The sequence below is a fragment of the Acidobacteriota bacterium genome, assembly GCA_028875575.1.
In the GTDB taxonomy this organism is placed as follows: Bacteria; Acidobacteriota; Terriglobia; order Versatilivoradales; family Versatilivoraceae; genus Versatilivorator.
Genome location: JAPPDF010000030.1, coordinates 1 through 25,499, shown reverse-complemented (window position 1 = coordinate 25,499; position 25,499 = coordinate 1). Strand labels below are relative to the sequence as shown.

Annotated in this window: 19 protein-coding genes and 1 tRNA gene; 9 read left to right on the top strand and 11 right to left on the bottom strand. The window is 61.2% G+C overall.

All coding sequences use genetic code 11. From position 1 onward, the window contains the following. Positions 1-12 precede the first annotated feature (12 nt). Entirely contained in the window at positions 13-789 is a 777-nt protein-coding gene (locus OXI69_03740; protein ID MDE2665242.1) for an RraA family protein, read from the top strand. 412 nt (positions 790-1,201) lie between these two features. Here the strand turns inward: OXI69_03740 and OXI69_03735 are convergent, their stop codons facing one another. Then, positions 1,202-2,416, bottom strand: coding sequence for a S41 family peptidase (locus OXI69_03735; protein ID MDE2665241.1), 1,215 nt, complete (start codon positions 2,414-2,416; stop codon positions 1,202-1,204). 164 nt (positions 2,417-2,580) lie between these two features. Between OXI69_03735 and OXI69_03730 the strand changes: the two genes are divergently transcribed. Continuing rightward, positions 2,581-3,372, top strand: coding sequence for a menaquinone biosynthesis protein (locus OXI69_03730; GenBank protein MDE2665240.1), 792 nt, complete (start codon positions 2,581-2,583; stop codon positions 3,370-3,372). On the opposite strand, the gene OXI69_03725 is transcribed toward OXI69_03730, so the two are convergent. From OXI69_03725 to OXI69_03695, 7 genes are all read right to left on the bottom strand, one after another. Next, positions 3,373-3,786, bottom strand: a complete 414-nt coding sequence (locus OXI69_03725; protein ID MDE2665239.1) for a ribonuclease HI family protein — start codon at positions 3,784-3,786, stop codon at positions 3,373-3,375. It abuts the gene before it with no gap. Positions 3,787-3,800: 14 nt separating this feature from the next. Then, complete coding sequence (locus OXI69_03720) at positions 3,801-4,523, bottom strand: C4-type zinc ribbon domain-containing protein (protein ID MDE2665238.1); 723 nt, start codon at positions 4,521-4,523, stop codon at positions 3,801-3,803. A 22-nt stretch (positions 4,524-4,545) separates the two neighbouring features. Continuing rightward, positions 4,546-4,622 (bottom strand) — tRNA-Ile (locus tag OXI69_03715). 95 nt (positions 4,623-4,717) lie between these two features. Further along, entirely contained in the window at positions 4,718-6,478 is a 1,761-nt protein-coding gene (gene rpoD, locus OXI69_03710) for an RNA polymerase sigma factor RpoD (GenBank protein ID MDE2665237.1), read from the bottom strand. Positions 6,479-6,514: 36 nt separating this feature from the next. After that, positions 6,515-8,254 (bottom strand): DNA primase, encoded by a 1,740-nt coding sequence (dnaG, locus tag OXI69_03705; GenBank protein MDE2665236.1) that lies wholly within the window; start codon positions 8,252-8,254, stop codon positions 6,515-6,517. A 62-nt stretch (positions 8,255-8,316) separates the two neighbouring features. Next, complete coding sequence (locus OXI69_03700; protein MDE2665235.1) at positions 8,317-10,707, bottom strand: Smr/MutS family protein; 2,391 nt, start codon at positions 10,705-10,707, stop codon at positions 8,317-8,319. 604 nt (positions 10,708-11,311) lie between these two features. Then, positions 11,312-12,244, bottom strand: coding sequence for a cation diffusion facilitator family transporter (locus tag OXI69_03695; GenBank protein MDE2665234.1), 933 nt, complete (start codon positions 12,242-12,244; stop codon positions 11,312-11,314). Between the two features lie 501 nt (positions 12,245-12,745). On the opposite strand from OXI69_03695, the gene recJ reads away from it, so the two are divergent. The 7 genes from recJ to OXI69_03660 all read left to right on the top strand — a co-directional run bounded on the left by recJ (position 12,746) and on the right by OXI69_03660 (position 22,354). Continuing rightward, positions 12,746-14,437, top strand: a complete 1,692-nt coding sequence (gene recJ / locus OXI69_03690) for a single-stranded-DNA-specific exonuclease RecJ (protein MDE2665233.1) — start codon at positions 12,746-12,748, stop codon at positions 14,435-14,437. Positions 14,438-14,452: 15 nt separating this feature from the next. Continuing rightward, entirely contained in the window at positions 14,453-16,699 is a 2,247-nt protein-coding gene (lptC, locus tag OXI69_03685) for an LPS export ABC transporter periplasmic protein LptC (protein MDE2665232.1), read from the top strand. A gap of 6 nt (positions 16,700-16,705) precedes the next feature. Then, positions 16,706-17,431: an LPS export ABC transporter ATP-binding protein gene (gene lptB / locus OXI69_03680; protein MDE2665231.1), complete on the top strand. Its 726-nt coding sequence runs from the start codon at positions 16,706-16,708 to the stop codon at positions 17,429-17,431. A 5-nt stretch (positions 17,432-17,436) separates the two neighbouring features. Then, positions 17,437-18,936: an RNA polymerase factor sigma-54 gene (rpoN, locus tag OXI69_03675; protein ID MDE2665230.1), complete on the top strand. Its 1,500-nt coding sequence runs from the start codon at positions 17,437-17,439 to the stop codon at positions 18,934-18,936. Positions 18,937-19,030: 94 nt separating this feature from the next. Then, the gene (raiA, locus tag OXI69_03670; GenBank protein MDE2665229.1) at positions 19,031-19,555 is read left to right on the top strand and encodes a ribosome-associated translation inhibitor RaiA; all 525 of its coding nucleotides are present in this window, start codon (positions 19,031-19,033) and stop codon (positions 19,553-19,555) included. 517 nt (positions 19,556-20,072) lie between these two features. After that, positions 20,073-20,939 (top strand): RNase adapter RapZ, encoded by an 867-nt coding sequence (rapZ, locus tag OXI69_03665; GenBank protein ID MDE2665228.1) that lies wholly within the window; start codon positions 20,073-20,075, stop codon positions 20,937-20,939. Between the two features lie 11 nt (positions 20,940-20,950). Next, on the top strand, positions 20,951-22,354 hold the full coding sequence (locus OXI69_03660; GenBank protein MDE2665227.1) for a hypothetical protein: 1,404 nt from the start codon (positions 20,951-20,953) through the stop codon (positions 22,352-22,354). On the opposite strand, the gene OXI69_03655 is transcribed toward OXI69_03660, so the two are convergent. From OXI69_03655 to OXI69_03645, 3 genes are all read right to left on the bottom strand, one after another. Then, positions 22,332-22,883: a TlpA disulfide reductase family protein gene (locus OXI69_03655; protein MDE2665226.1), complete on the bottom strand. Its 552-nt coding sequence runs from the start codon at positions 22,881-22,883 to the stop codon at positions 22,332-22,334. The two genes, OXI69_03660 and OXI69_03655, sit on opposite strands and share 23 nt — an antisense overlap. A 32-nt stretch (positions 22,884-22,915) precedes the next feature. Beyond that, positions 22,916-23,515 carry a GTP cyclohydrolase II gene (gene ribA, locus OXI69_03650; protein ID MDE2665225.1) on the bottom strand — a complete coding sequence of 200 codons (600 nt, stop codon included), beginning with the start codon at positions 23,513-23,515 and terminating at the stop codon, positions 22,916-22,918. 71 nt (positions 23,516-23,586) lie between these two features. Further along, on the bottom strand, positions 23,587-25,499 hold a 1,913-nt coding region (locus tag OXI69_03645), incomplete at its 5' end, for an ATP-dependent DNA helicase (GenBank protein ID MDE2665224.1).

Sequence of the window (25,499 nt, the reverse complement as noted above, 5' to 3'; positions counted from 1 at the left end):
AGGAGATCAGCCATGAACCCATCCGCTCAGGACCAACCGTCCGGCAGCACGTCTCCACTCAGCGGCAGTCGGCTGGAGGAACTCACGCAGTTCGATTCGCCGACCATCGCCAACGTCATCGAGCTGTTCAACCTGCGCTCCCGAGCCGCAGGCTTCAGCAACCACTCGCTCAAGGCCATCTATCCGGAACTGCCTCCGGTCGTCGGCTACGCCGTCACCGCAACCTACCGCTCCGGCTATCCGGCCGACAAGGGAGACTCCTATGGGGGAATGGGACAGCTCATCCAGGACGCCGCTTCCCTGCCCGCACCCAGGATCATGGTGGTTCAGGACATGGACGAGACGCCCCGGGCGGCCACTTACGGGGAAGTGATGGTCACCGCCTTTCAGACCTTCGGATTCACCGGGATCATCACCAGCGGAGCCGGACGGGACATCGAGCAGGTCCGTGAGTTGCGATTCCCCTGCTGGGCTTCCTCCATCGTGGTCTCCCACGGTTACTGCCGGTTTCTGGATTTCCACCTGCCGGTGGTCGTGGGCGGACTTCAGGTCCATCCCGGGGACCTGATTCATGCCGACGGCAACGGCGTGGTTTCGATCCCCAATCGCATCGCTCCCTACCTGCTGGAGTTTTGCCGGCCCTTCATACGAGCCGAGCAGAACGTACTGGACTACCTGAACTCACCCACGGCAACTCCGGCAGGCTATGCCGCAGCCATGAAAAAGATGAGATCCGATGTCGACGGGCTGAGGGAGGAGGCGCAGGCCAAACTCAAGGGAAGCGCCTGATTGGAGAGTTATCCACGAGCGGACACGTTGGATTGTAGATTTTAGATTGTTGAGTCTGTTGCAAAATTCGTAGCGGAGCAGGTCACCTTGCTGGAAAACCTGAGGTTCTGCCCTTTTTCAATATCGGGTGCGACCAGGTGAACAATGCTGCCTAACCACAAAAAGCACAAAAGTCACAGGTGATGTTTTTGTGCCTTTTGTGGCCATTCCCGGCAACCGTCCCGCAGCCGAACTTTGCAAAAGGCTCTGTTGATTTTGGATTGTGGATCAGTGTGGACCAGAATTGTCCCGTTAGAGGTGCCAAGCAATCGTTTAAGTATCAGCAGGACATACAGTTAAAGTCGTTTGTGACTGTTTTCGATTTCAAGCCCGATCAAAAATCTGAAATCAGCAATCTACAATTCATCGCGGGTCATGCAGCCTCACGCTTGGGGACGGCAGGCGAGTTGAGAATCTCGATGGCTTTTTTCAGCTGCAGGTCTTTTTCTTTCGGTCCGGAATCGGGTCCATCGGGAGCCTTTCCGGAGGTGGGATGGATCGAAGCCCCGGTGACTTCGTGGTCGGGAGCCACGCCTCGGGCCTGTATCACCTGGCCCGACTGAGAGTAGTACTTGTAGACCGAAAGCAGCACGGCCGCACCTCCGGGAAGGGCAAAGAGCTTTTGAACGGAGGCTTTTCCGAAGCTGCGGACACCGACGATATCTCCTCTTCGGTTTTCCTTGATAGCCACCGACACGATCTCGGCTGCCGAGGCGCTGCCCTTGTTCTGAAGCACTGCCAGCGGCAACCTCGAGGCAACCTTGCCCGGATCGGCCACGAACTCCTTCCTGGGAGACCTCTGCCCTTCGGAATAGGCGATCACCCCGTGGTCCAGGAACAGATTGGCCACTCCAACCCCCTCCTCAAAGGCCTCACCCCCGCAATTTCGGAGATCCAGCACGAGCTTGCGGGCCCCCTGGGCTTCCAGGCTCTTCAATTTTTCACGCGTGGCGGCGCTCACTCCTTCCACAAAGCGGGGAATTCGCAGGTAGCCAACGTCGCCTTTCAGCAGGCGCCCCCGGACCGAAGGGGGCTGACTATGCTCCCTCGAAACCGACATCAGCACAGGCTCGGATCGTCCGAGCCTGCGGATCTTGAGCTGCACCTCGGAACCGGCATCCCCGGAAAGCAGGTAGCCGGCCTGAACCAGTCCGATATTGCGAGTGGTGACTCCATCGATGGACTCAATGATATCGCCCGGTTTCACGCCCGATTCCTCCGCCGCGCTCCCTTCGATGGGGTGAATGACCCAGATATAGCCGAGCGACCTTTCCTTGGATAGATCCAGCCCGATGTCACCTTCGCCGCTGGTCCTGGTCTTCCGGTATCGGCGATATTCCTCAGCCGTCAGATAGGTGCTGTAGGGGTCCAGAGACTCCAGCAGGCCCAGCAGGGCCCCGTGCATCACCTTGGAGAGATTCGGATCCTCTACGTAGACGCCCTGGATCTTGCCCAGCACTTCAATGAAGATGCTGAGTGGCGCATAGCCGTCGCCGCCACCGTCTCTCCCCAGCAGACCTCCCACCACGGAATAGAACACCAGCACGGTTGAGACCAGAATCACCAGGAACTTGTTGCGGTAGCTCATTTTGCCTCCAGGCTGAACGACTCCTTGACTGCAATTATACTGGAAATGCTTCCAGCACTGCAGGTTTCTCCCCTCCGGATTCCGGAATCGCCAGGGTGCAGCCCGGCGGACTCGATTCAAGATCGCCGCTTTCCCCGGTTCCTGAAAGCGGCTAGAATGCACGGGTGAGGAAACTCAAGCTCGCGATCGTCAGCTACATCAATTCGCTGCCGCTGTGCTGGGGCTTTATCCAAAACCGGCCGAAACACCGTTTCGAGCTGGAATTCTCACCGCCCGCGCTGTGCGCCGACAAGATAGCGGCCGGAACGGCGGATATCGGTCTGATCCCCGCCATCGAGTACCAGCGCATCCCAAATCTCAGAATCATCCCCAACCTTTCAGTGGCATCCAGGAGAAGCGTCCGAAGCGTCCTGCTGGTCAGTAATGTGCCGTGGGCCCGGATCAGGAGCGTCGCCCTGGATCGATCCTCGAGAACCTCGGTGATCCTCCTCCGGATCCTGCTCCGGATGAGATTTCGACTCGATCCGACCCTCTACTCCCATGAGCCGGATCTAGCCTCCATGTTGCGGCGGCGCGACGCCGCGCTCCTGATCGGTGATGCCGCCCTGACCGCCGATACCGCCGGCCTGTACCGCTACGACCTGGCGGAAGCCTGGCTGGAGGAAACCGGCAAGCCTTTCGTGTTTGCCTTCTGGGCATGCCGCGCCGAAAGCGGGCTGGAGGACAGTTCCCCCTTCGAGGAGTCCTACCGCTACGGACAAGCCCACCTGGACGACATTGTCCGCCGGCAATCACGCCAACTGCGGATGCCCGCCGAGCAGGTTCACTCCTACCTTACCCGGTGCATCGATTACTCACTGGACGAGCAAAACCTGGACGGGTTGCTCCATTTCTACCGGCTGGCCCGGGAGATGAAGCTGATCGCGGAATCCAAACCCCTGCAATTCGTCCGATAGTCAGGTCCTGCCGGCCTGCTTGTCCATGGCCAGGTTGGCCAAACGGTCAGCCTCCGGATTGCGGGACCGAGGGATGTGCCGGATGGAGAATGCCTTGAGCCGCCCAATCAGGGCGCGCGCCTGCCGGAAGGAACCAATGAGGTTGGGACTCCTGACCTTGTAGACCCCACCGATCTGCCGCACCATCAGCTCCGAATCGGCATAGACGGTCACTTTCTCGAAACGATTGGCGAGGGCATAGTCGAGCGCCGCAATCAGACCCGCGTACTCGGCGTAGTTGTTGCTGCGGACGCCCAGGCAGCCGGAGAGGTTCGCCAGAACCCGACCCTCCCCATCCAGGACGTGAGCCCCGTAGCCGGCAGGCCCGGGATTTCCACGCGATCCGCCATCGACGTAGGCCACCAGGCTTTTCAACCGCTTCTCCCCTCCTATTTCGATTCGATCGATGCGTCCGGATCCCAGTAGAGAATGCGACCGCAGCTGTCGCAGTAAACGATCTGCTTCCCGGCCATGACCTGACCGAGCACACTCGGGCGAATCCGCACGTGACACCCCTGGCAGATCTCATCGGCTCGAGCCAGAGCCACACCCTTGCGCAGCGTGGCTATTTTGCGATAGGTGCCGTAATCCTCCGGGGCAATCCGGGCAATCAGGGCACCGGCCTCTCCCTGGCGACGGTCCAACTCGATTCTTGTCCCCTCGATCTCTTTTTGCACCGCCTGCTTTTCCCGAGCGACCTGAGCACTTTCCTTCTGAAGCCGCTGCTCCAACAGCAGCCGTTCCTCCCGCAGACCCTCCTCTTTTTCCATATTGTCCAGGATCTCGTCCTCCATCTTGCCGATTCGCTCACCGTGAAAGTCAATTTCGTGCAGGAGCGCCTTGTATTGTTCATTGGTCTTCACATCGGAAAGCTGGGAACGATACTTGGAAATCCGTTCTTCGATGATCTGTATTTCCCCTTCGAGCTGGCGCCGCTCGGCGGCAATCCGATCCAACTCCACCGCCTGGCGGTCCAGCAGGCTTCTAATTGCACCCAATTGCTCCTCCATGGCGGCTATCTGCCGGGGTAGCTGCTCGAGCCTGCCGGTGGCATGCCGGATTCGAGTTTCAAGCTCTTGAAGCTCGATGAGTTTTTCTATAACCGGATGCATGAATGAATCTGTCAGGGAGGAATGGTGGGCCCAGTAGGACTCGAACCTACGACCGGCCGGTTATGAGCCGGCGGCTCTAACCAACTGAGCTATGGGCCCAAACTGGAGAAAAGGGGTGGTCCACCGCTTGTGTTCTGTCTCAGGCGTAAGGTTGCCGTATCCTGTTTCCGAGTCAGGACACCGGTTCCGGCGGCCTACTCCTGGGTGGAGCCATCCATAAAGGGTCTCAACTTTCGGCTGCGAGAAGGATGACGCAGCTTTCGCAAGGCCTTGGCTTCAATCTGGCGGATGCGCTCGCGGGTGACCGCAAAGTTCTGTCCCACCTCTTCCAGCGTGTGATCGCTCCCGTTGTCCAGGCCGAAGCGCATCTTGATGACCTTTTCCTCTCGGGGAGTCAGCGTCTGCAGGACGTTTTCGGTCATCTCCTTCAGGTTGATGTTGATAACGGCTTCCGCCGGGGAGACGACCTGACGGTCTTCGATGAAGTCGCCGAGGTGGGAATCCTCCTCTTCCCCGATGGGAGTTTCCAGTGAAATGGGTTCCTGGGCGATCTTGAAGACCTTGCGCACCTTTTGCACGGGAATGTCCATCCGGGCAGCGATCTCCTCCGAGGTCGGCTCTCGTCCGTATTCCTGAACCAGGCTGCGGGAGGTGCGGATCAGCTTGTTGATCGTCTCGATCATGTGCACGGGAATACGAATGGTCCGGGCCTGGTCGGCGATGGCGCGGGTGATGGCCTGACGAATCCACCAGGTGGCGTAGGTCGAAAACTTGTAGCCTCGACGGTATTCGAACTTGTCCACCGCTTTCATCAGGCCGATATTGCCCTCCTGTATCAGGTCCAGGAACTGGAGCCCGCGATTGGTGTATTTCTTGGCGATGGAGACCACCAGGCGCAGATTCGCCTCCACCAGTTCCCGCTTGGCGCTGCTGGCCAACCTCTCGCCGGCCTTGATGGCCTGGAGCGTCCGCTTGAGCTCAATGCTACGCGTCTGAGTTTCGCGCTCCAGGGCGGCGGTCTCTTCCCTGATCAGGCTCAAATCCCTCTTGAGCGCGACCACCGTCTTGCCTCGGCTGTGGGAGATCCTCCGCTGCAGGTGGGCTGCCTTCAGTTCCAAGGGACGCAGGCAGTCCCCATGGCGCCGAATCAGATCGATCAGCCGGATATTCTCGGCGGGGGTCAACCCCAATTCCCGCAAGGCCTTGGAGATCCGAACCCGGTATCGCATGAACTCAAAGCGCCGCTTTCGATAGGAGCGTCCCTGCCTGGACTTCGGCGTCTTCTGCAATCCCTGCAGGATCTGATCGTGCTTTCGACGCCAGCGCTGCATCCGCCTGATGCTGCGTAGCGCCTCCCGAAGCCGTTCCTCCAGGATCTCCGGGGTGAGCACGTCATCATTCAAGGTAATGGTGTCGTTGATGGACCGTTCTCGCCGCTGGAGCTGCAGCCCAAGGTCGATCACTTCCTTGATGGCGATGGGTGACCGAGAAACGGCTTTCAGGACATTCAACTGGCCCCGTTCAATCTTTTTCGCAATCTCCACCTCCCCCTCCCGAGTGAGCAGGGGGACCGTTCCCATCTCGCGCAGATAGAGCCGAACCGGATCGTTGGTCTTGTCCAGCACGCCCGGGGTCAAGTCCAGACTGGGCTCCTCGTTGGTCTCCCTTTCAAAGCCCATCTTCTCCGTGCCTGTCGTCTTGGGATCGCCGTCGATGACTTCAATGCCCTGGGCGCGAAATACGGCAAACATCTCGTCGAGCTCTTCCGAAGAGGTCACGTTGCCGGGAAGCAGATCGTTGACCTCGTCGTAGAGCAGGTAGCCTTTCTCCTTGCCCAGTTCGATCAACTGCTTGACCTCGTCGTACTTGTCCTCGAGGTTGACACTAAGGTTGCGCTCGAGGTTTTCAATGGCGTCGTTTTCTTCCATGTTGGACATGACCATCCTTTTTCTCATCCTTCTCCCTGCAGGCCCAGGCAACCGTGAGCGCCTTCAGCCGGCGATGGACAAGATGAGCTTGGCTTTTTTCGAAACAAGACTGGCAACCAGTTCAAAGTCCTCGGCGCGGTCAGCCTGTACGATCTGCCGTTGCAGGCGGGCAACCTCGTCTTCCACCTTCTTGCGTGCCAGCCACTCCAGACAACCGTCGACCTGCTGCTGGTCCACTTCCTCAAAAACGGCCTCGCTGATCCAATTCTGCTCGCGGTCCCCGGGAAGCGACTCCCTCAGGCGCTCCGCCTCGACCCGCCCCTCTTTCCTGTAGAGAGCAACCATGGCGCTAAAGACGACTTCCGACTCCATTCCCAGGTGAACCTGCGAGCGCTCCAGTTGTTCCACGATTTCGCCGGCCTTCCGATCGAGGTCCAGAATGACTTTGATCAGTTGCCGCTCGGCCGGACCCAGGGAAGGCTTGCGAGAGCGTCCCAGCTCCAGCTTCCTGGGGCCGCCGCCGGCCGCCTTGTGCAGTTCCGCCCGAACCGCGGTTTCCTCCACCTGGAAATACTCCGCCACCCGCCGGGTCTTCTCCTCCCGCTCTATACGGTTGGAGACGCGGGCCAGGTAGGGCAACAACTCTTCGATGGCGGCAACCTTCCCCTCGATGGTCTCCAGGGGATACTTTCCCCGAGCGCGTGCCAGCAGGTATTCGAAGTCGGTGGGCGCCCGCTCCAGCAACTGCCTGTAGGCGGCGGCCCCATGGCGCCTGATGTAGGCGTCGGGATCGAGCCGATCGGGCAGAGCCAGGACACGCACGCCGAAACCACCCTGCGACAGGACGGCAAGCGATCGAAGTGTGGCCGAATCCCCGGCTTCGTCAGGATCGAAATTCACCACCACCTTTTTGGTGAAGCGGCCAAGCAATCGGACCTGGTCTTCGGTCAGACTGGTCCCGCACACGGCGACCGCATTTTCAAATCCGGCCTGATGCAGTGCGATGCAGTCCAGATATCCCTCCACCAGAACGGACCGGCCCTGTCGTCGAATGGATTCCCGCGCCAGGTTGAGGGCGTAGAGCGTTCGGCTCTTGCTGTAGAGAGAAGTCTCGGGCGAGTTCAGGTACTTGGGCTGCTCCTCTCCCAATGCCCGGCCCCCAAAGCCCACGATTTTACCCGCCTCGTTCCAGATGGGAAACATCACCCTGCCTCGAAAACGGTCAAAGTGCCTTGAATCCCGCTCATTTCGCTGGATCAAGCCGCTCAGACGCAATTGATCCAGGGGATACCCGTCTCTCAGTTCCTGAAGCAGTCCATCCGACCGCCTGGGGGCGTAGCCGATACCGAAGCGTTTCTGAAACTCGGAAGTCAGACCCCGAGCTTCCAGATAGCGTCGAGCCTGGCGGGCGCCGCCGCCGGTCAATTCCCGGCGGAAGTACCGGCCGGCCTTGTCCTGAATCTCGAGCAAAGTCCGGCGCTCGCCGGCTTTGCGTTCGCTCGAGCGACTCCGACTGTCTATCGGAATACCGTATCGCTCTCCCAACCATCGAAGGGCATCAGCGAACGTCAACCCCTCCATCTTCTCCACGAAGTGGATTACGTCTCCCTTGGCGTGGCAGCCGAAACAGTAAAAGAACTGCCGTTCCACGTGGACGTGAAAGGATGGAGTCTTCTCGGAGTGAAAGGGGCAGAGCCCGATGAAGTTGCTCCCGGACTTGCGCAGCCGGACATGCTCTCCAACGATCTGCACCAGGTCGGCAGCGCTCTTCACTCGGTCTATTCCATCGCCGGCCAAGTTCATGCTCACCTCACCGGAATCCAGGCTCGAATTTCTCACCGGTTCCGGACCCACCGCAGTTCGGGTCAGACATGGAGAGAGACCACCGTCACTCCGTTTCCTCCCTCATCGGATGCAGCCGGATGAAATTCGGAAACATGGGCCTGGTCGGAAAGCCACTCGGAAATGGCCCGGCGCAACACGCCCATTCCGCTTCCGTGAATCAGGCGAACCGGAGACAAGGAAGCCAGCAGCGCGCTGTCCAGAAACTTGTCGGCCCTCCGAATGGCCTCGTCCGCCGTGCACCCGACCAGATTGATCTCGTTGGAGGGCAACTCCCCGGACTGTAACCGGATCGAGACCCCGCGGGAGCCTCCCGTCACCGGAGGCGGCGGACCGCTGTCCGGCCCCACCGGCTCCAGTTCCTCGCCCTTCAACACACACTTCAAGGCCCCCACATCCACTTCCCAAGCGCCGTCTCCTCTAGGTCCGGTGATGGTGCCGATCGAACCCAGGCGGGCCACTCGGACCCGGACTCCGGATCGAATTCCTTCCCCGGGGGCTTTCTCTCTCTCCGGCAACCCGGGGCCGGCGCTTTCAGCCGGCCGCGAGCCGTTGACCCGGACCTCTTCCAGGTCCCTGGACCTTCTGCGAACTTCGCTTCGCAGCCTGGCTTCTTCAAACCGGTCCCGGATTCTCGCCAGGAGTTGCGACGCCTCTTTCTCGAAGCGCTGGCGCGCCTGCTTGCGGCAGCGGGCGATCTCCCGGTTCATGGATTCTTCCAGTTCCCGCTGCTTTTTTTCAAGCTCCGCCCTCTGATCCTTCAGCCCAGCCTGTTCCAATTCCAGTTGGCTCCGCAGCCGGGTAGCCTCCGTGAGCTGTTGGCCGAGCGCCCGAGCGTATCCGGCAATCTCCAGCTCCGGTTCCGAAACCAGCCCTCGGGCACGGACGATCAACGTCTCCGGAAGTCCGAGCTGACTTGCCATGTCGATCCCGCTGCTGTTGCCCGGAATCCCCTGGATCAGCCTGTAGGTGGGGCGCAGGTCGGCCTGCTTGAACTCCACACTGGCATTGACCACCCGGTCGGTCTGAAAGGCATACCTCTTGAGCCCGTTGAGGTGGGTAGTGACTACGGTCAGGATGCCTCGGGAGCGGAGATCCTCCAGGATGGCGGATCCCAGAGCGGCTCCCTCGCCCGGATCTGTGCCCGTACCCAACTCGTCGAGCAGCACCAGCGCCGGAGGACTCACCTCCTCCAGGATGCTGCGAATCTTTCCGAGATGAGCGGAAAAGGTGCTCAGATCATCGGTCATGGACTGGCGGTCGCCGATATCGGCGAATATCTGCCGAAACAGGCCGATCCGGGCCGATACGGCAGGAATGGGAATTCCCGATAGCGCCATCAGGGTCAACATGCCGACGGTCTTGAGGGCAACCGTCTTCCCGCCGGCATTGGGACCGCTGATCACCAGGATCTGGCTGCGTTCCCCCAGATTCACCGAAACGGGAACGATCTCCCGTCCCTGCTCCTTCAGGTGCATCTCCAGCAGGGGGTGGCGTCCCCTCTCGATCTCAAGTACCGGGCTCGTGTCGAGCTTGGGAAAAACGCATTGGAACTTCCGGCAGAAGCGAGCCTTGGCGAAGCTGAAATCGAGGACGCCTACAAACCCGGCCGCCGCCTGCAACTCCGGCAGATGCTGCCGGATGGCCTGCGTCAGCGCCCGAAGGACGCGAAGAACCTCTTCAGCGACCTGTTCCTTGAGTTGGATCAGCCGGTTGTTGAGCTCGACACTCTGCAACGGTTCAATGAAGAGGGTCGAGCCGGTGGAGCTGCTTCCGTGGACCACACCGGGAAGAGTCCTCTTGCGATCGGTGCGCACCGGGATGACGAACCGCTCGTTGCGGACGGTCACCACCTCATCCTGCAGTGAGCCGGTCTTCTCCCCTCCCCGCAGCAGGTTGACCAATGAACGGCAGATGCGGGATCTGAGGCCGCCGACCTGCCGCCTCAGGGTGCGCAACCGGGGACTGGCCCCGTCCTCAAGCTCGCCTGTGGGATCGATCTTTCCGGCCAGTTGGGAAATCAGTCCGCTCAGGTCGCCGACCTGACTGCAAGCCAGGCCGGAGAGAGCCGGGAATTGCCGATCGGCGGCCTCAAGAGCCTTGCGGCAGGCCACGGCCACCTCGGCCAGATCGAGAACCTTCCGGATTTCGCCAGGATCCAGGACGGCGCCCTGCACCCCGAGCCTGCCGAAGATCGGGCCCACCTCCACCACCCGGTGGAAGCGCAAGGGTTGCCCCGATTCAAGCATCTCCAGACACTCGCGCACCATTCGGAGTTGCTTGCGGACTTCTTCCAGGTCCCCGGCGGGAATCAGTCCGTCAAACCGCTGGGACCCCAGGGGACAATCGGCAAACCCGGCGATGACCCGCTTCAGGTCTCGATAGTCCAGGACATCCAGGTCGGAAACGGTCATTGAAAATCAGAGGAAATTCAAAATCCTTAATTTTCCGTCCGCCGCCACGTCCTGTCAACATTGGCTGCTTTTATTTTTACGGCTGGTGTTCTGTCTCAGAAACAGGGTTGCCGTCTTTCGGAGCGCAACGGCGCCGGATTCCAGCAGCGACGATGAGCCAACGCTCATTCATTGCGGGGAGGAGCGAAGACGAAGACGGCGCCGTTGCGCCCGAACCCGGAGGGCCGATGGAGGTTCCGGATTGATTGAGCACAACGGTGCCTCATGGCTGAAACGCAACGAGTCTCTCCTGCCGACCGTTTCCCGGTGGAACCTCCATCGGAGATGGTAGCCCTATTTCTGAGACAGGACACTAGCCCGCATTTCTCACCAGGGGGCATGATCATGGCGCAGGACTTTCCCCTCAGCGCGTGCTCGCGACCGAAGAGCGTAGCGGTTTCTACGGTCGAGGGAGCCTGTGCGCGCTGAGGGGAAAAGGACAAGCCAGGGCATGCCCAGCACCGTCTGTGATGCGCAAGCCCTTGACATGGTGCCAATCAAGATGCTGAAGATAATCTGCTTCTTGTAATGCCTCCAGCGGCCTGGTGAGAAATGCGGGCTAGATTCAACGGACCCCGGAATGACAGGTCCCCATCTCCTCATGCTCGAGGCTCCGCTCCTCAAGCTGGATTGTGGAGTGCTCGATCTGAAACCGATCCCGCACGATGGCGCTGAGGCGCTCCAGGACCTGGTGGGTTCTCCGGTTGCCGGACAGCACCGCATGGCAGCTCATGGCGTGAAACCCCGATGTGAGGGTCCAGACATGCAGATCGTGGATCGAGTCGACGCCTTCGACCCGGCACAACTCTTCCTGCACGGCAGCCAGGTCGATGTGCACGGGCGCCGCCTCCAGCAGGATGTTGACCGAGTCCCTGACCAATCGCCAGGCGTTGTAGAGGATGAGGGAGGCCACCACGATGCTGGCCAGGGGATCGGCAAGGTACCACTGCTTGTAGGCCATCAGCAGGCCTGCCACAATGGCTCCCACCGAGCTCAGGGCGTCTCCGGCCACATGCAGGAAGGCGCTGCGAACGTTCAAGCTGGCGGATTGGGAACCATGCAGGAAGTAGGCGCTCGCCAGGTTGACGCCCAACCCCAACGAAGCGATCAGCAGCATCCATCCGCTCTTGACCTCCTGGGGATTCAAGAGCCGGTGGTAGGCCTCGTAGAGGATCCCGAGGGAAATCACCACCAGGGCCACTCCATTCAGCAGGGCCGCCAGAATCTCTGCCCGGTGATACCCATAGGTCTTGGAGGCCGTGGCCGGCCGGCCCGCGCACCAGAGAGCGAACAGGCTCAGGCCCAGAGCCGCCGCATCCACCAGCATATGCCCAGCGTCGGCGATAAGCGCCAGACTTCCGGTATAGAGTCCACCCAGAAACTCGATCACCAGATAGGTGGTGGTGAGAAGAAGGGCGATGCGTAGCGCCCTGAGAGGCGAAGACCCCCGGCCGGTTCGCCCTTCACCTGGACGGTGGTGGTGATGATGATGGGCCATGACTCATGCCGAGGGGGTCGACCGCCGGACCGGCCGGCTTGCGTCTCCATTATAGCGCCGGCAGCTGCCCAATGCTCGAACGAGGCCGACAGCGCGTTGCTGCCCGTACCGACGACATTCACTCACGCAGCGCCGCGTCTGCCCCCTCCGGCTCGAAGGCGGGCTGACTCTCCTATGTGGCGATCTCGCCGATTCCGCCCCCCCACTGGTTCGACTGCGGGCGGAGCCCTTGTCTCACCGACTCCCCCTCAAGGGGGGAGTGATACTCGAGCTCCGTATGTATGACTCAGGAATCACTCCCCCCTTGAGGGGGAGTCGCAGAAGCCGAGCCGCAGGCGGTGGCTGATGCGGAGGGGGGCATACGCGAGCCGCAAAGCAGCGCCGTCAGGCGAAGGCTGATGCGGTGGGGGGACTGCGGCCCCCCGCTTTCGTGTAGAATGAATTCGCAGGGTGAATCGGAACGGTGGCGCCAGTGCGCCGGCGGAGGGCTTTGAAAACAACATGATATGGAAGATCGCCCAACCGGACCTCGCCCGGGTCAGGGAGTTGGCCGGGGCCCTGAATATCTCGGGGATTCTGGCAGCGCTCCTGCTGAACCGCGGCCTCCACGCTACCGAACTCGCCAAAAAATTTCTGGACCCCCAGTTCAGCCATCTCCACAATCCCTTCCTCATGTGTGACCTGGAACTCGCCGTCAACCGAATCCGGGAGGCTATCGACCGGCGTCAGAAGATCCTGATCTACGGCGACTACGACGTTGACGGAAGCACCGCCGTGGTCATCCTCAGGAAGGCCCTGGAGATGTTGGGCGCCGAGTGCTCCTACCACATCCCTGAACGGTTGGTGGAGGGCTACGGCATGAGGATTCCGATCCTGGAGAAGGCCGCCCGCGAGGGAGTCCAACTGGTGGTAACCGTAGACACCGGCATCAAGGCTTACGAGGCCGTGGATCGTGCCCGAGTCCTCAATCTCGACTGCGTGATCACCGATCATCACCTGCCGGAAAACGGTCTGCCCAAAGCTCTGGCGGTAGTCAATCCCAAGCGTTCCGACTGTCCCTACCCGGACAAGCACCTTTGCGGGGTGGGGATCGCCTTCAAGCTGGTTCAGGCTCTGTTCATGAAGACCGGCAACGAAAAGCACCTCCCCGCTTTCCTCAAGGTGGTGGCCATCGGCACCATTGCCGACGTCGTTCCGCTCATTGGCGAAAACCGGGTCTTCGCCAAACTCGGACTGGAGGGGCTCCAATCCCCCGCCAATCCGGGGTTGAGATCCTTGATTGAAACCGCCGGACTGGGGGGACGGTCGATCACCAGCACCGACGTGGGCTTCCGATTGGCTCCGAGAATCAACGCCGTCGGACGCATGGGAGGCAGCAGGGAAGCTGTAGAGCTGTTTGCCGCCAGCGACGAGGGAGAAGCCAGGCGCCTTGCCGGCGAGATGAATCGGCTGAACCGGGAACGCCAGATCATCGAGGAGCAGATCCTGAGAGCGATCGAGCGCCAAATCGCTTCCGATCCGGATCTGGTGGCCTCCCCGATCAAGGTGATCGATGGCGACAATTGGCACATCGGGGTACTTGGAATCGTAGCCAGCAAGATCGCAGAGCGCTTCCAGAGCCCAACACTGATCATTTCCAAGATCGACCGGGTGGGTTCGGGTTCGGGTCGGGCTCCCGAGGGATTCCATTTGCTCCAGGCGCTGGAAAGCTGCCGGGACCTGATGGATCGGTTCGGAGGACACGCCCAGGCAGCCGGATTTCAGCTTCCCGCGTCCAAAGTGTCCGAACTGCGGCGGCGAATCAACCGATATGCCGCCTCGGCCGGCGGTTTCAAACCTGGCGAACGCCAACTCAACGTGGACGCTGAAGTTTGTTTGTCCGACCTGGACGATACGGTCTATCGCCAAACTCAACGCCTTTCCCCTTTCGGAAAGGAGAATCCGGCCCCCCTGTTCGTGGCGCGGCAACTGACCCTCATCGCCGAACCACGCATCCTCAAGGGCAGGCATCTCAAGTTTCGGGTGGAGCAGGATGGAAAGGCCATGGATGCCGTGGCATGGAACATGGCGGACCGGCTTCCATCCATTCAAGAGTCCGGCGGTGTGGTTTCGCTGGCGTTCGAGTTGTCCGAGAACCTTTACCAGGGATTCAGGGCTCTGCAATTGGTGGTTCGAGACATTCGGACCGAATAGAGGACCAATCTTCCGATGCGACGTAATTTGCTCAAGCTCGGCCGCATCATTCCGCTACTGGTGGTGGTGAGCGTGGTCGGGGCTGTCTGCATCAGCTACTACCGGAGCACCCGAACTCCCGGAACCCGGCCTGTCCCGCAAGTGGAATCGCTTCCGGAAGAAGCCACCGACCTGATCGAAGGGTTCAGCGTCTCCCACTCGGAACAGGGAAAGACGACCATTGAAGTCACGGCCAAGGTCCAGCTGGGACTCCGGGACAGCAAGAGTCTTCTCGAGCAGGTGAAGGCCAAGGTCTTTCGCACGCAGGAAGGACAGTTTGACACCATTACCAGCTTGCGTTGCGAAGTGGACAATGTCAGCAAGGACGTGGTCTTTCTCGAGAATGTGGTCGTCACCCTGGATACCCCCGACAACGGCGGCGGCGAGTCGATACCCGCCATCGTGAGGGCGGAACGCATGACCTACTCGCGGACCCGGGATCGGGTAACGAGCGAGGCCGCCGTGAGCTTCGAACGGGGACGGGTGAGCGGAAGCAGCCAGGGACTGGTCTACCAGCCGCGCAGCGGCGTGATCCTATTGCCCTCCGAAGTGGACGTGACGGTGCTGCCAGCGCATGAAGGGGATCATCTCCTGCGGATCCGGGCCGACAGCTTGAAGTTCCACAAACGGAGCGGCAGGGTGGCGCTGCGCTCCAACGTTCGGGTGGAAAAGGGCCCCACCGAATTGACCGCGGACGTGATGCGGGCGTTTTTTGCCAGACCGGCCTGGACTTTGAGCCGTATCCAGGCCCAGGGCCAGGTTCGATCCAGGTCCCTGGATCCCGATGTCATGATCCAGGTTCGGGCCGACCGCCTCCGCTACCTCTTCGGGGATGGACCGGACGGCCTCGACAAGATCGTCGCCCAGGGGAATGCCGTGGCCCGTCCGTTGACCGCCCGGTCTCTCCGCGAGCTGTCCGCCCGGCAAATCACCGTGTCTCTTCCGCCCCGGTCCCAGTCCGTCAGGCAGCTAACGGCCGTTGGAGACGCCCGGGTCCAATTCCAGGCGCCGGGTCCTTCCCAGGCAGGGACCCGGACCGGAACCGAGGAGTCCTCCCAACCTCCCGATAGGACCACGCGGCGTATTCTGACTTCCCCCCGAGTAAACGCTCACTTCCGGCCTGAAACCGGCCGCCTCTCCCGGGTTGATGCTCTGGGACCCAGCACCCTGGAAGAGGTCCCCGGAGGACCCGGAGAGGAAAAGCGGAGGCTGTCGGCCCGCGCCCTGAGTCTGTTCTACGGAGAGAATTCGGAACAGCTGGAGCGTTTTACCGCCGACCGGGAGGTAAGACTGGAATTCTCCTCGGCCTCGGGAACTGTCCGGGAAACCAGGAGTCACCACCTGACGGCTCTTTTCGACGGAAAGACCGACCGGTTGTCGGAGATCCGGCAGACCGGAGACTTCCACTATCGGGAGCCAGGCAGGCAAGCCTGGTCGGAATCGGCCACCCACCGGGTCGATTCCTCTCTCATCAGGCTGGAGGGACGCCCCAAGGTGACCGATTCCCAGGGTGAGACCGAGGCCGATGTGATTGAATTCCATCGGGACCGGCATCTGCTCAAGGCGCAGGGCGAGGTTCGATCCGCCTATTTCGGCACCGGGTCCGGCCCCGCCGCCCATCCGGCAGTCTTTGCCTCGGCCCAGTTCATGGAGTATCGGACCCGGGAGGGAATCGGACGCTACCGGAAGAACGCCCGGCTCTGGCAGAAAGACAGGATCCTTTACGCTGAGGACATCCGGTTGAATCGCCTCGAGGGGAAGTTGGTTGCAACCGGTGGGGTAACCAACCTGTTCCACCGCCCGGGCGAGGCAGAATCCTCCCCCGGCACCATAGTCCGGTCCGAAAAGATGACCTACGAAGAGGGGGCCCGCAAGATCGTGTACGAAGAGGGGGTCGCGACCACCACGCCGGAGGGCAGGCTGCAGTCGGACCGACTTCAGGTTTTTCTCCGGCAGGAAAAGGGACAGACATCGGTGGACAAGGCCCTGGCAGAGGGAAACGTCAGAATGGCTCAGCCCAACCGCACCGCGTCCTCGCAATGGGCGGAATATCGCGGCCGCGAGCGCAGGGTGGTCCTATGGGGAGGGTCGCCCCAAGTCGTGGATTACGAGCGAGGTTCCACCACCGGGGCTCGATTGACAATCGATATTGGGGGTGGTAGCGTTGCCGTCGAGGGCAATTCCCAGAATCGTGCCGTCACGACGCAACGTCTGTCCAGATAGGCCAGGATGCAAGTCTTGAAAGCGGCCAACCTGGTCAAGTCCTACAAGGGCAGACGGGTTGTGAACGACGTCACGCTCAGGATCCGTCAGGGAGAAGTGGTCGGGCTCCTTGGACCCAATGGAGCCGGAAAGACAACCACCTTCTACATCCTGGTGGGGCTCACGTCTCCCGACCGGGGGCAGGTATTCCTGGATGGCAGAGAGATTACCGATCTGCCCATGTACCTCCGGGCCAGGAGCGGTATCAGCTATCTGCCTCAGGAGCCTTCCGTCTTCCGCAAGCTGTCGGTTGACGACAACATCCTGGCCATCCTGGAGACGCTTCCCTACACCAGGGCTCAGAGGCGGAAACGGCTGGATGACCTGATTGAAGAGCTGGGACTGATCCATGTGCGCAAGAACCTCGGCGATGCGCTTTCGGGCGGGGAAAGGCGGCGGGTCGAGATCGCCCGTTCGCTGGTCATCTCTCCGTCGTTCATTCTTTTGGATGAGCCCTTCGCCGGAATCGATCCGATTGCGGTGCTGGACATTCAGCGCATCGTCAATCGGCTGCGCGCCAAGGGTATCGGGGTCCTGATTACCGACCACAACGTTCGGGAAATCCTCAGAGTGACGGATCGCGCCTACATCATCAATGACGGAAAGATCCTGCAGGCAGGGACTCCCCAGGAGTTGGCCTTGAATCAAGAGGTGAAGCGATTGTACCTGGGAGAAAACTTTCGCTTGGAATAACCGCCATGGCTTTCCTGGAGCAGCGGCTCAACCTCAAACCCACCCAAAAGCAGGTGCTGACCCCCAGCCTGGTTCAGATGGTCAGCGTCCTGGCCCTCAATAAACTCGAACTTGCGGAAATGATCTCCCAGGAACTGATGGAAAATCCGGTGCTGGAAGAAGCCACCGAGCTCACGGACTCGAACGAGGACGGTCCCACCGGGGAGGAGCGGGCATCCGACCCCGCCGACAAGGAGATCATCGAGATCACCGACTCCCAGAACGGAGAGCCCAGCGATCCCTTTGAACACATCGACTTTGGAAGCTTTTTCGACGACTACCTGGATCCCGGCTATCGCACCCAGTTATCGGGCGAGGTCGCCGAACGTCCTGCCTTTGAGAACTTTCTGGCAGAACCCACCAACCTCTGCGACCACCTGCAGTGGCAACTGAGCCTGTCGGTGGCCCCGGAGCCCGTCCGCAACGCGGCCGCCTCCATCATCGGCAACCTCAACCGGGACGGGTATCTGACGGCGGACATCGAAGAAATTTCCGCTACCGGCAATCATAACGCCGGGGAAATCGCCGGCGCCCTGCAGCTGATCCAGACCTTCGATCCGGCAGGCGTTGGAGCACGAGACGTGCAGGAATGCCTGCTGATACAGTTGAAGCATCTGCCCGGGAACCAGTCCGTCGCCATCGAGATCGTCAGCAATCACCTGAAGCGGCTGCAAAACAAGCATTACGCGGAAATTGCCAGAGCGCTGAACAAGCCGCTCGAGCAGGTTCTGTCCCATATAGGGGTCATCAAGGATCTCGACCCTCGGCCGGGTCAGCGCTACAACAAGCCGGAGACCCGGGTCGTCGAGCCGGACGTGTTCATCGTCAAGGGTGAGAACGGCTATTCGGTGAGTGTCAACGAGGACGACCTGCCGCAATTGCGCGTGTCCGGGCGCTACCGGAGAGTGATCAGCCGGGGCGGTATTTCCAAGGAAGGCCTGGAGTACGTGAAAGAGCGCTATTCCTCCGCTCTCCGCTTCATCAGGAACGTCGAACAGCGCAAGCGGACCATCATTCGCGTCTGCGAGTCCATCGTGCGGCGGCAAACCGACTTTCTGGACCGCGGCCTCGACCATCTGAGGCCCATGATGATCAAGGAGGTCGCCGAAGAAGTGGGCGTCCACCCCTCGACTGTCAGCCGGGCGGTGGCCGACAAGTACGCCCAAACCCCTCAGGGGGTCTACGAGCTGCGTTTTTTCTTTTCCGAGGGGGTTCAAGGACCTGCCGGGACTCTCATTCCGCTGACCACTGCTCGACGCAGAGTCAAGCAGCTCATTCAGGAAGAAGACCCGACCAGGCCGCTGACCGATGAGCAGATCACGCGGAGACTGAACGGCGAAGGTATCATGGTCACCCGGAGAACCGTGGCCAAGTACCGCGAAGACCTGAAGATCCTGAGCACTCATCAGCGCCGTGTCAGAACGAATTCGCTCTCGCGTCCCAAGTCGGCACAGGCCAATAAATGAGCCGCCCGCCGCGGTGCCGCCCTCAGCTCCTCACGGGTGGAGCGGGCGGCTCCAAATGAGAAGCAGGCACGGGCGAGTCACTGGAGAAGACCCGATGCAAGTGGCATATACGGGGCGAAACATTGAAGTCACTCCTGCGCTGCGGGATTTCACCGAGGGGCACCTCAGGAAGATCCGCAAGATTCTGGGTGAAGCCATCCACGTTCACATGACCCTGACGGTACAAAAGCACCGGCAAATCGCGGAGATCCATTTGCATTCCAGATCCCTGGACATCAACGGACTTGAAGAAACCAACGACATGCACGCCTCCATAAACGCCGTGCTGGAAAAGGCCGAACGCCAGGCCTTGAAGCACAAGGGAAAGAAACTCACCAGAAAGCGCCACCCCGCCTCCCGCCCGACCACCAACTCCCCGAGCTCGAACCGGCCCCCGTCGCAAGCCCCACGGGTCATCAAGTCAACCTCTGTCGCCGCCAAGCCCATGACCGTCGAGGAGGCCGTCCAGGAAGTCAACGGCGGCAACGGCAATTTCCTGGTTTTCCGAAACGCCGAGTCCGAGAAAGTCAACGTCCTCTACAAGCGCAAGGACGGCAACTTCGGGCTGATTGAACCCTAGACCGCAATTCTCACCAGGTCGCTGGTAGCATGACGAACGGGAGTTTATCTTTCAGTACCTTGATTGGCTCCATGGTAAGGGCTTGCAGGTAACAGACGGCGCTGGGCATGCCCTGACTGGTCCTTTTCCATTCAGCGCGCACAGGCTCCCTCGACCGTAGTGACCGCTACGCTCTTCGGTCGCGAGCACGCGCTGACGGGAAAATTCCTGCGCCATGATCATGCCCCCTGGTGAGAAATGCGGGCTCGTGCTCTGTCCCAGGAATAGGGTTGCGATCTTTCGGAGCGCAACGGCGCCGGATTCCAGGAGCGATGACGAGCCAATGCGATTCATTGCGAGGAGGAGCGACGACGGAGACGGCGCCGTTCCGCCCGAACCCGGAGGGCCGATGGAGGTTCTCAATGGGGGTAGCAAGAAGGTGCTTGTTGTGTGAAACGCAACGGGCCTCTCCTACCGACCGTTTCCCGGTGGAACCTCCATCGGCGATGGTAAGCGTATTTCTGGGATAGGACACTCGATGCAAGCCGGAAGTCCCTTTGTCATCATCACGGGTCTGAGCGGATCCGGCAAAGATACGGTCCTGAAGGCCTTTGAGGACATGGGGTATTTCTGCGTCGACAATCTCCCCCTGGAGCTGATTCCCAAGTTCGCCGAGCTCTGCAACCAGGCCCGGGCGCAAATCAAGCGCGCCGCCATCGTGATCGACGTGCGCGAGGGCGACGAACTGGCCCGGTTCCCGCAGCTTTTCGAAAGCCTGAAGAAGACGTCCCTGGCCATCACCCTGGTCTATCTGGAGGCCACTCCCGGCTCCCTGATCCGTCGCTACAGCGAGACCCGCCGGCCGCATCCGCTCAAGGGAGACGAGCCCATTGCCTCCGCCCTGGCCGAAGAGCGACGCCGTTTGGCTCCCTTGAGGAAACTGGCCGACCAGGTCATCGACACCAGCCCTTTCAACGTTCACGAACTGAGGCGATTTATGGTCGACAAGTTCCAGGAGCGGGACTCGACGGCCCTCCTCATTTCACTGGTCAGCTTCGGGTTCAAGCACGGCCTGCCCGCCGAGGCCGACCTGGTCTTCGACGTCCGCTTTCTGCCCAATCCCAACTTCGTGCCCAATCTCAAGCCCAAGAACGGGAACGACCCGGCCGTGGCCTCTTACGTTCAATCATTCGATCAGACCCGGCAGTTTCTCCAACGCCTGGAGGACCTGTTCCTGTTCCTGATTCCCAACTACGCCATCGAGGGCAAGAGCTATCTGACCATCGCATTCGGCTGCACCGGAGGCCGGCACCGATCGGTCGCGATAGCCAACCAGATCGGCGGGATGCTGAACCTGAAGGGTTACACCGCCAAGGTGCTCCATCGCGATCTGGCGCTTTCCTGAGGGAATTGTTCGTGACCCTCCCCAAGACCCCCTCCTCCCCTCGGGCCAGCGACATTCACGTCCTGGAGGTCGATCACGACTTCGAAGACTTCCGACTGCGCATGCCTTACCAGTTCGGCGGTCGAACCATCACCCACCTCACCCTTTTGAATGTCTCCGTCCTGGTCAGGAACGGGCACGGCAGGCAGGCCAGGGGAGCGAGTTCGATGCCGATGGGCAACGCCTGGGCCTTCCCTTCCTCCCGGGTCACCCACGATCAGTCACTGCGAGCGATGCGAGTGCTGGCAGAACGGATCGCCTCCATCACCGCCGAACATCCCCGAAGGGCCCATCCCATCGACCTCAACCGCAGCCTGGAGCCGCTCTATCTCAGGGTTGCCGCCCGGGTCGGCACCGAGAATCGATTGGCCGAACCCATTCCCAAGCTCTGCGCTCTGGTGGTCGCCAGCCCATTCGACCTGGCCATCCACGACGCCTTCGGGAAAGTCAACGGCGTGAACACTTACCACGCCTACGGCCCCGAGTTCATGGGCCGGGACCTCGGCTACTACCTGGGAGAAGACTTCAAGGGGGAGTGGCTGAATCGCTACCTGCGGAAAAGCCCGGCCCCGTACCTGCACCTTTACCACTCGGTCGGCGCCTCCGATCCCCTCGATTCGCTTGATGGCGGCCCGGCGGTGGAGGACGGCCTGCCGCAAACCCTGGCGGAATGGATTGCCGCCGAGGGCCTGACCCACTTCAAGGTGAAGTTGAACGGGAGCGACCTCCGCCTGGACGTGAACCGAATGGTGGATATCGAGCGGGTGGTGAGCGTCAGCCAGGAAAAGCGGAATTTCCGGGATTGGAAGTACTCCCTGGACTTCAATGAGGGATGCCGGGACGTGGACTACCTGCTGGACTTCCTGCGAGAGATCGAGAACCAGGCGCCGTCAGTGACGGCCCGTTTGCAATACGTCGAACAGCCCACCTCCCGCAATCTGGCCGGACCTCCCAGGATCCGCCTGCACCCGGCGGCCCGGAGGGTTCCGCTGGTGGCCGACGAGGCCCTGGTGGACATGGAGTCCTTTCGGCTTGCCCGCGAAGTCGGCTACAGCGGAGTGGCCCTGAAGACCTGCAAGGGACAATCCCAGTCCCTGCTTCTGGCCGCGGCCGCCCGGAAGTACGGGGCTTACCTCTGCGTTCAGGACCTTACCTGCCCGGGATTGTCCCTGGTCCACTCCGCCGGTCTGGCCGCGCATCTGCCCGGGGTTCACGCGCTTGAAGCCAACAGCCGCCAGTACATTCCATCTGCCAACCAGCGCTGGAAGTCGAGGTTTCCTGCCCTGTTTCAGATCACCGACGGTCGTTTGGGGACGGACGGCCTGCGAGGAACCGGCCTGGGGACGGGAGAGGCTACGATGCGATCAGACTCTTGAGGAAGGCGATGGTGGCGGGGTCCATCCAGTCGCGGTCCCCGGTCACCTTGCACAGGATGACGCCCTGCTTGTCCACGATATAGGTCTCGGGAACCATGTGGGTGCCGTAGAGTTTGGCGATTTTCTCCTGGAAGTCCGCGTAGATTCCGAAACCAAAGGAATATTTCACCAGAAAGGTGTCGATCGGTTCCCAGGAATCGTCCACGCTGAGGGCCATGATCTTCAATTGGGTCTCGTCGATCTCCTTGCGGAGCGACTCCATGGAGGGCATTTCCTCGATACAGGGAGGACACCAGGTGGCCCAGAAGTTGATCAGCACCACCTTGCCCTTGAAGTCACTCAGCCGGTGCACCTGGCCGTCCCGGTCCTGTACGGCGAACTCCGGCGCCGGCCGGTCGAGAGCCACCATCCCGGGGAGGCAGGGGGAGCGGGAGCCGGAACAGGCCGCCAGCACCAGACAGACCAGACTTGCAACCGCCAGGCCTGGGAGGAAACGACTTGCAGTGACCCTGCCGTGTTTGCCGGCCATCGGCTCTCTCCTACACCGCCTATTCCTTCACCTCACACCTGGTTCAACCAGTGACCCAGCTTCTCCTTCTTGGTCTTGAGGTATTTCCGGGTAGAGCCTCGGGGAGATATCTCGATAGGAATCCTCTGCGGGACCCGGACTCCGGCATCCTCCAACGCCTTCAGCTTGCCGGGATTGTTGGAGAGCAGCCGCACCCGGGAAATACCCAGATCCTTGAGGATCTCGGCGCAGACGGAATAGTCGCGCTGATCGGCATCGAACCCCAACCTGTGGTTGGCTTCCACGGTATCGATTCCCTGGTCCTGAAGCTCGTAGGCACGCAACTTGTTGAGCAGCCCGATCCCTCTCCCCTCCTCCGGATGGTAGATGATCACTCCCTGCCCTTCCGCCTGAATCCTCTGCATGGCAAACCTGAGCTGCTCGCCGCAGTCGCATCGGATCGAGCCGAAGACGTCACCGGTCAGGCACTGGGACTGGATGCGAACCAGCGGCGCCGATGCTGCCGTGAGGGCACCCTTGTACAAGACCACGTAGGGCTTGGCGACCCCGCCCGTGCCGGCCTCGTAACCGAGCAGGTCGAAGTTGCCGTGGGCGGTCGGCAGCACGGTACTGGCGATTCTCCTCACAGCCATCCGGAGCCTCTCGATAATGGGCTGAACCCGGCCGCGGCCGGGGGACTGCGCTGCCAAAGAAACGCTGAATCCTATTCGATGCGCCCACCGCTGTCAAATGACGGCGGGGGGAGCGGGTCCGGACCGGCTGCAGGCGGGCACTCACCCCAAAACCGCACCAATTCAGCCTCATAGGCCGTGGAGACCAGCTCGACCGGCGACGACTCGTACCAATCCCCCGGGAAAAGGCTCATGTAGTTTTCGTATCCGAACCGCTGGCCGATGAGCACGATGATTCCCCGATCGGTCTCGGAGCGGATAACTCGCCCCGCCGACTGCACCACCCGGTTCATCCCGGGGAACAGGCAGGCGTACTCGAAGCCCCGGCCGTACTGCTCTTCAAAGTACCGCCGCGTGAGGTCGAGCTCGCGGCCGACCCGGGGAAGTGCCGGCCCCACGATGATGACCCCGATGGCCAGATCTCCCGGATAGTCGACGCCCTCGGCGAATATCCCCCCTTGCACCCCCAGCAACAGGTGTGGCCGGCTGCCGCCGGCGAATTCCTCCAACAGGGCGTTGCGGGAATGGTCGCCCATGGTTCTCTTCTGAACCAGCAGGCGATAGCCCTCCGGGCGGAGAAAGGAACGAACCGCGCCCAGGAACTCGAAGCTGGGGAAAAAGGCCAGGTAGTTGCCCGGCCGGATGGCCACCACCCGCTCGATGATCCGCCCGACCCGAGGGGCGGTCTCCGCCCGGTGCCGGTACCGGGTGGAAACTTCGGGAACCACCACCACCTTGCGATTCTCCGGGGGAAAGGGGGAAGGCAGGGAAAGCAGCCTGGCGTCCGGCTCGAAACCCAAAACGTCCCGGTAGAATTCCAGCGGGGACAGGGTGGCCGACATGGCCACCACCGAGTGAAAGGACCGATGCCGCTTCCGGAGTTGCAGGGCGGGATTCAGACAGAAGATGCGGAGCTGATCGGACTTCCCGGTCTCATCGTAGAGATGAACAAACTCCTCCCCCTCGATCTCCAGAACGGTGCGGAACTCTTCCAGGCCGCGGGCCATTTCCAGGAACTCGTCCTCCCCGCGGGGAACGGCACGCCGCTTCGGATTCAGCAGGTAGCGGCGCAGCAGATCGTGGAGGCGGCCCCCCAGATCGTCAAAGAAGGACCTGTCCAGGCGGACGGGAAAGGGGTTCCCTTCCGAACTCTCTCGGAAGTCGGCTCGCACTTCTCCAAAGTAGGACTCCAAACGGTTCAGACAGTCCACCACGTCCCGGGCGAAGCCGGCATCTTCTCCTCCGGCATTCTCGGCTCTCTCCTTGGACCCGAACTCGATGGCCGCCTGGGCAGCATCCGCCTTGCCCGCAAGAGCCTGCATCTTCCTCTTGAGACTGCGAACCCTTCCCAGGTCCAGGCGGGGGGAGTAGTAGTCTCGAGCCCGCCCATACAGGTTGTGGGCTTCGTCGATGATCACCACGGCCGCACGGCTGTCCCCGGAAAAACGGCGCTTGAGGCTGATTCGCGGATCGTAGAGGTAGTTGTAGTCGCACAGCACCAGATCGGCTTCCGGCAAGAGTTCCACCGACAGTTCGAAGGGACAGATTTCGTTCTCCACCGCTCTCTGGTATACCAGATCGGGGGTGATCACGGTGAAGTCCGCCAGGCTCCTCCTCAGGTCGCTGCTCTCCAGCTTGCCGTAGAAGTCTCGAGCGTAGGCGCAGCGGGAGGGGTGGCAGCAGACCACGTCGTTGGCGCAGATCTTCTCCTTGGACCGGAGGACCAGACCGGTGAAGGGACGCCCCGATCCATCCTCCTCGCTCCGCGCCTCGTCCCACAGGCTCAGCGTGTCTGCGACAATGCGCTGCTGGGTGGTCTTGGAGGTCAGAAAGAACACCGACAGACCGTGGCGGCGGCTGAACCTCAGGGCGGCATAGAGCGCCGCCACCGTCTTGCCGATCCCTGTCGGGGCGGAAACCAGCAGGGGCCGGCTGGATTGGAGCG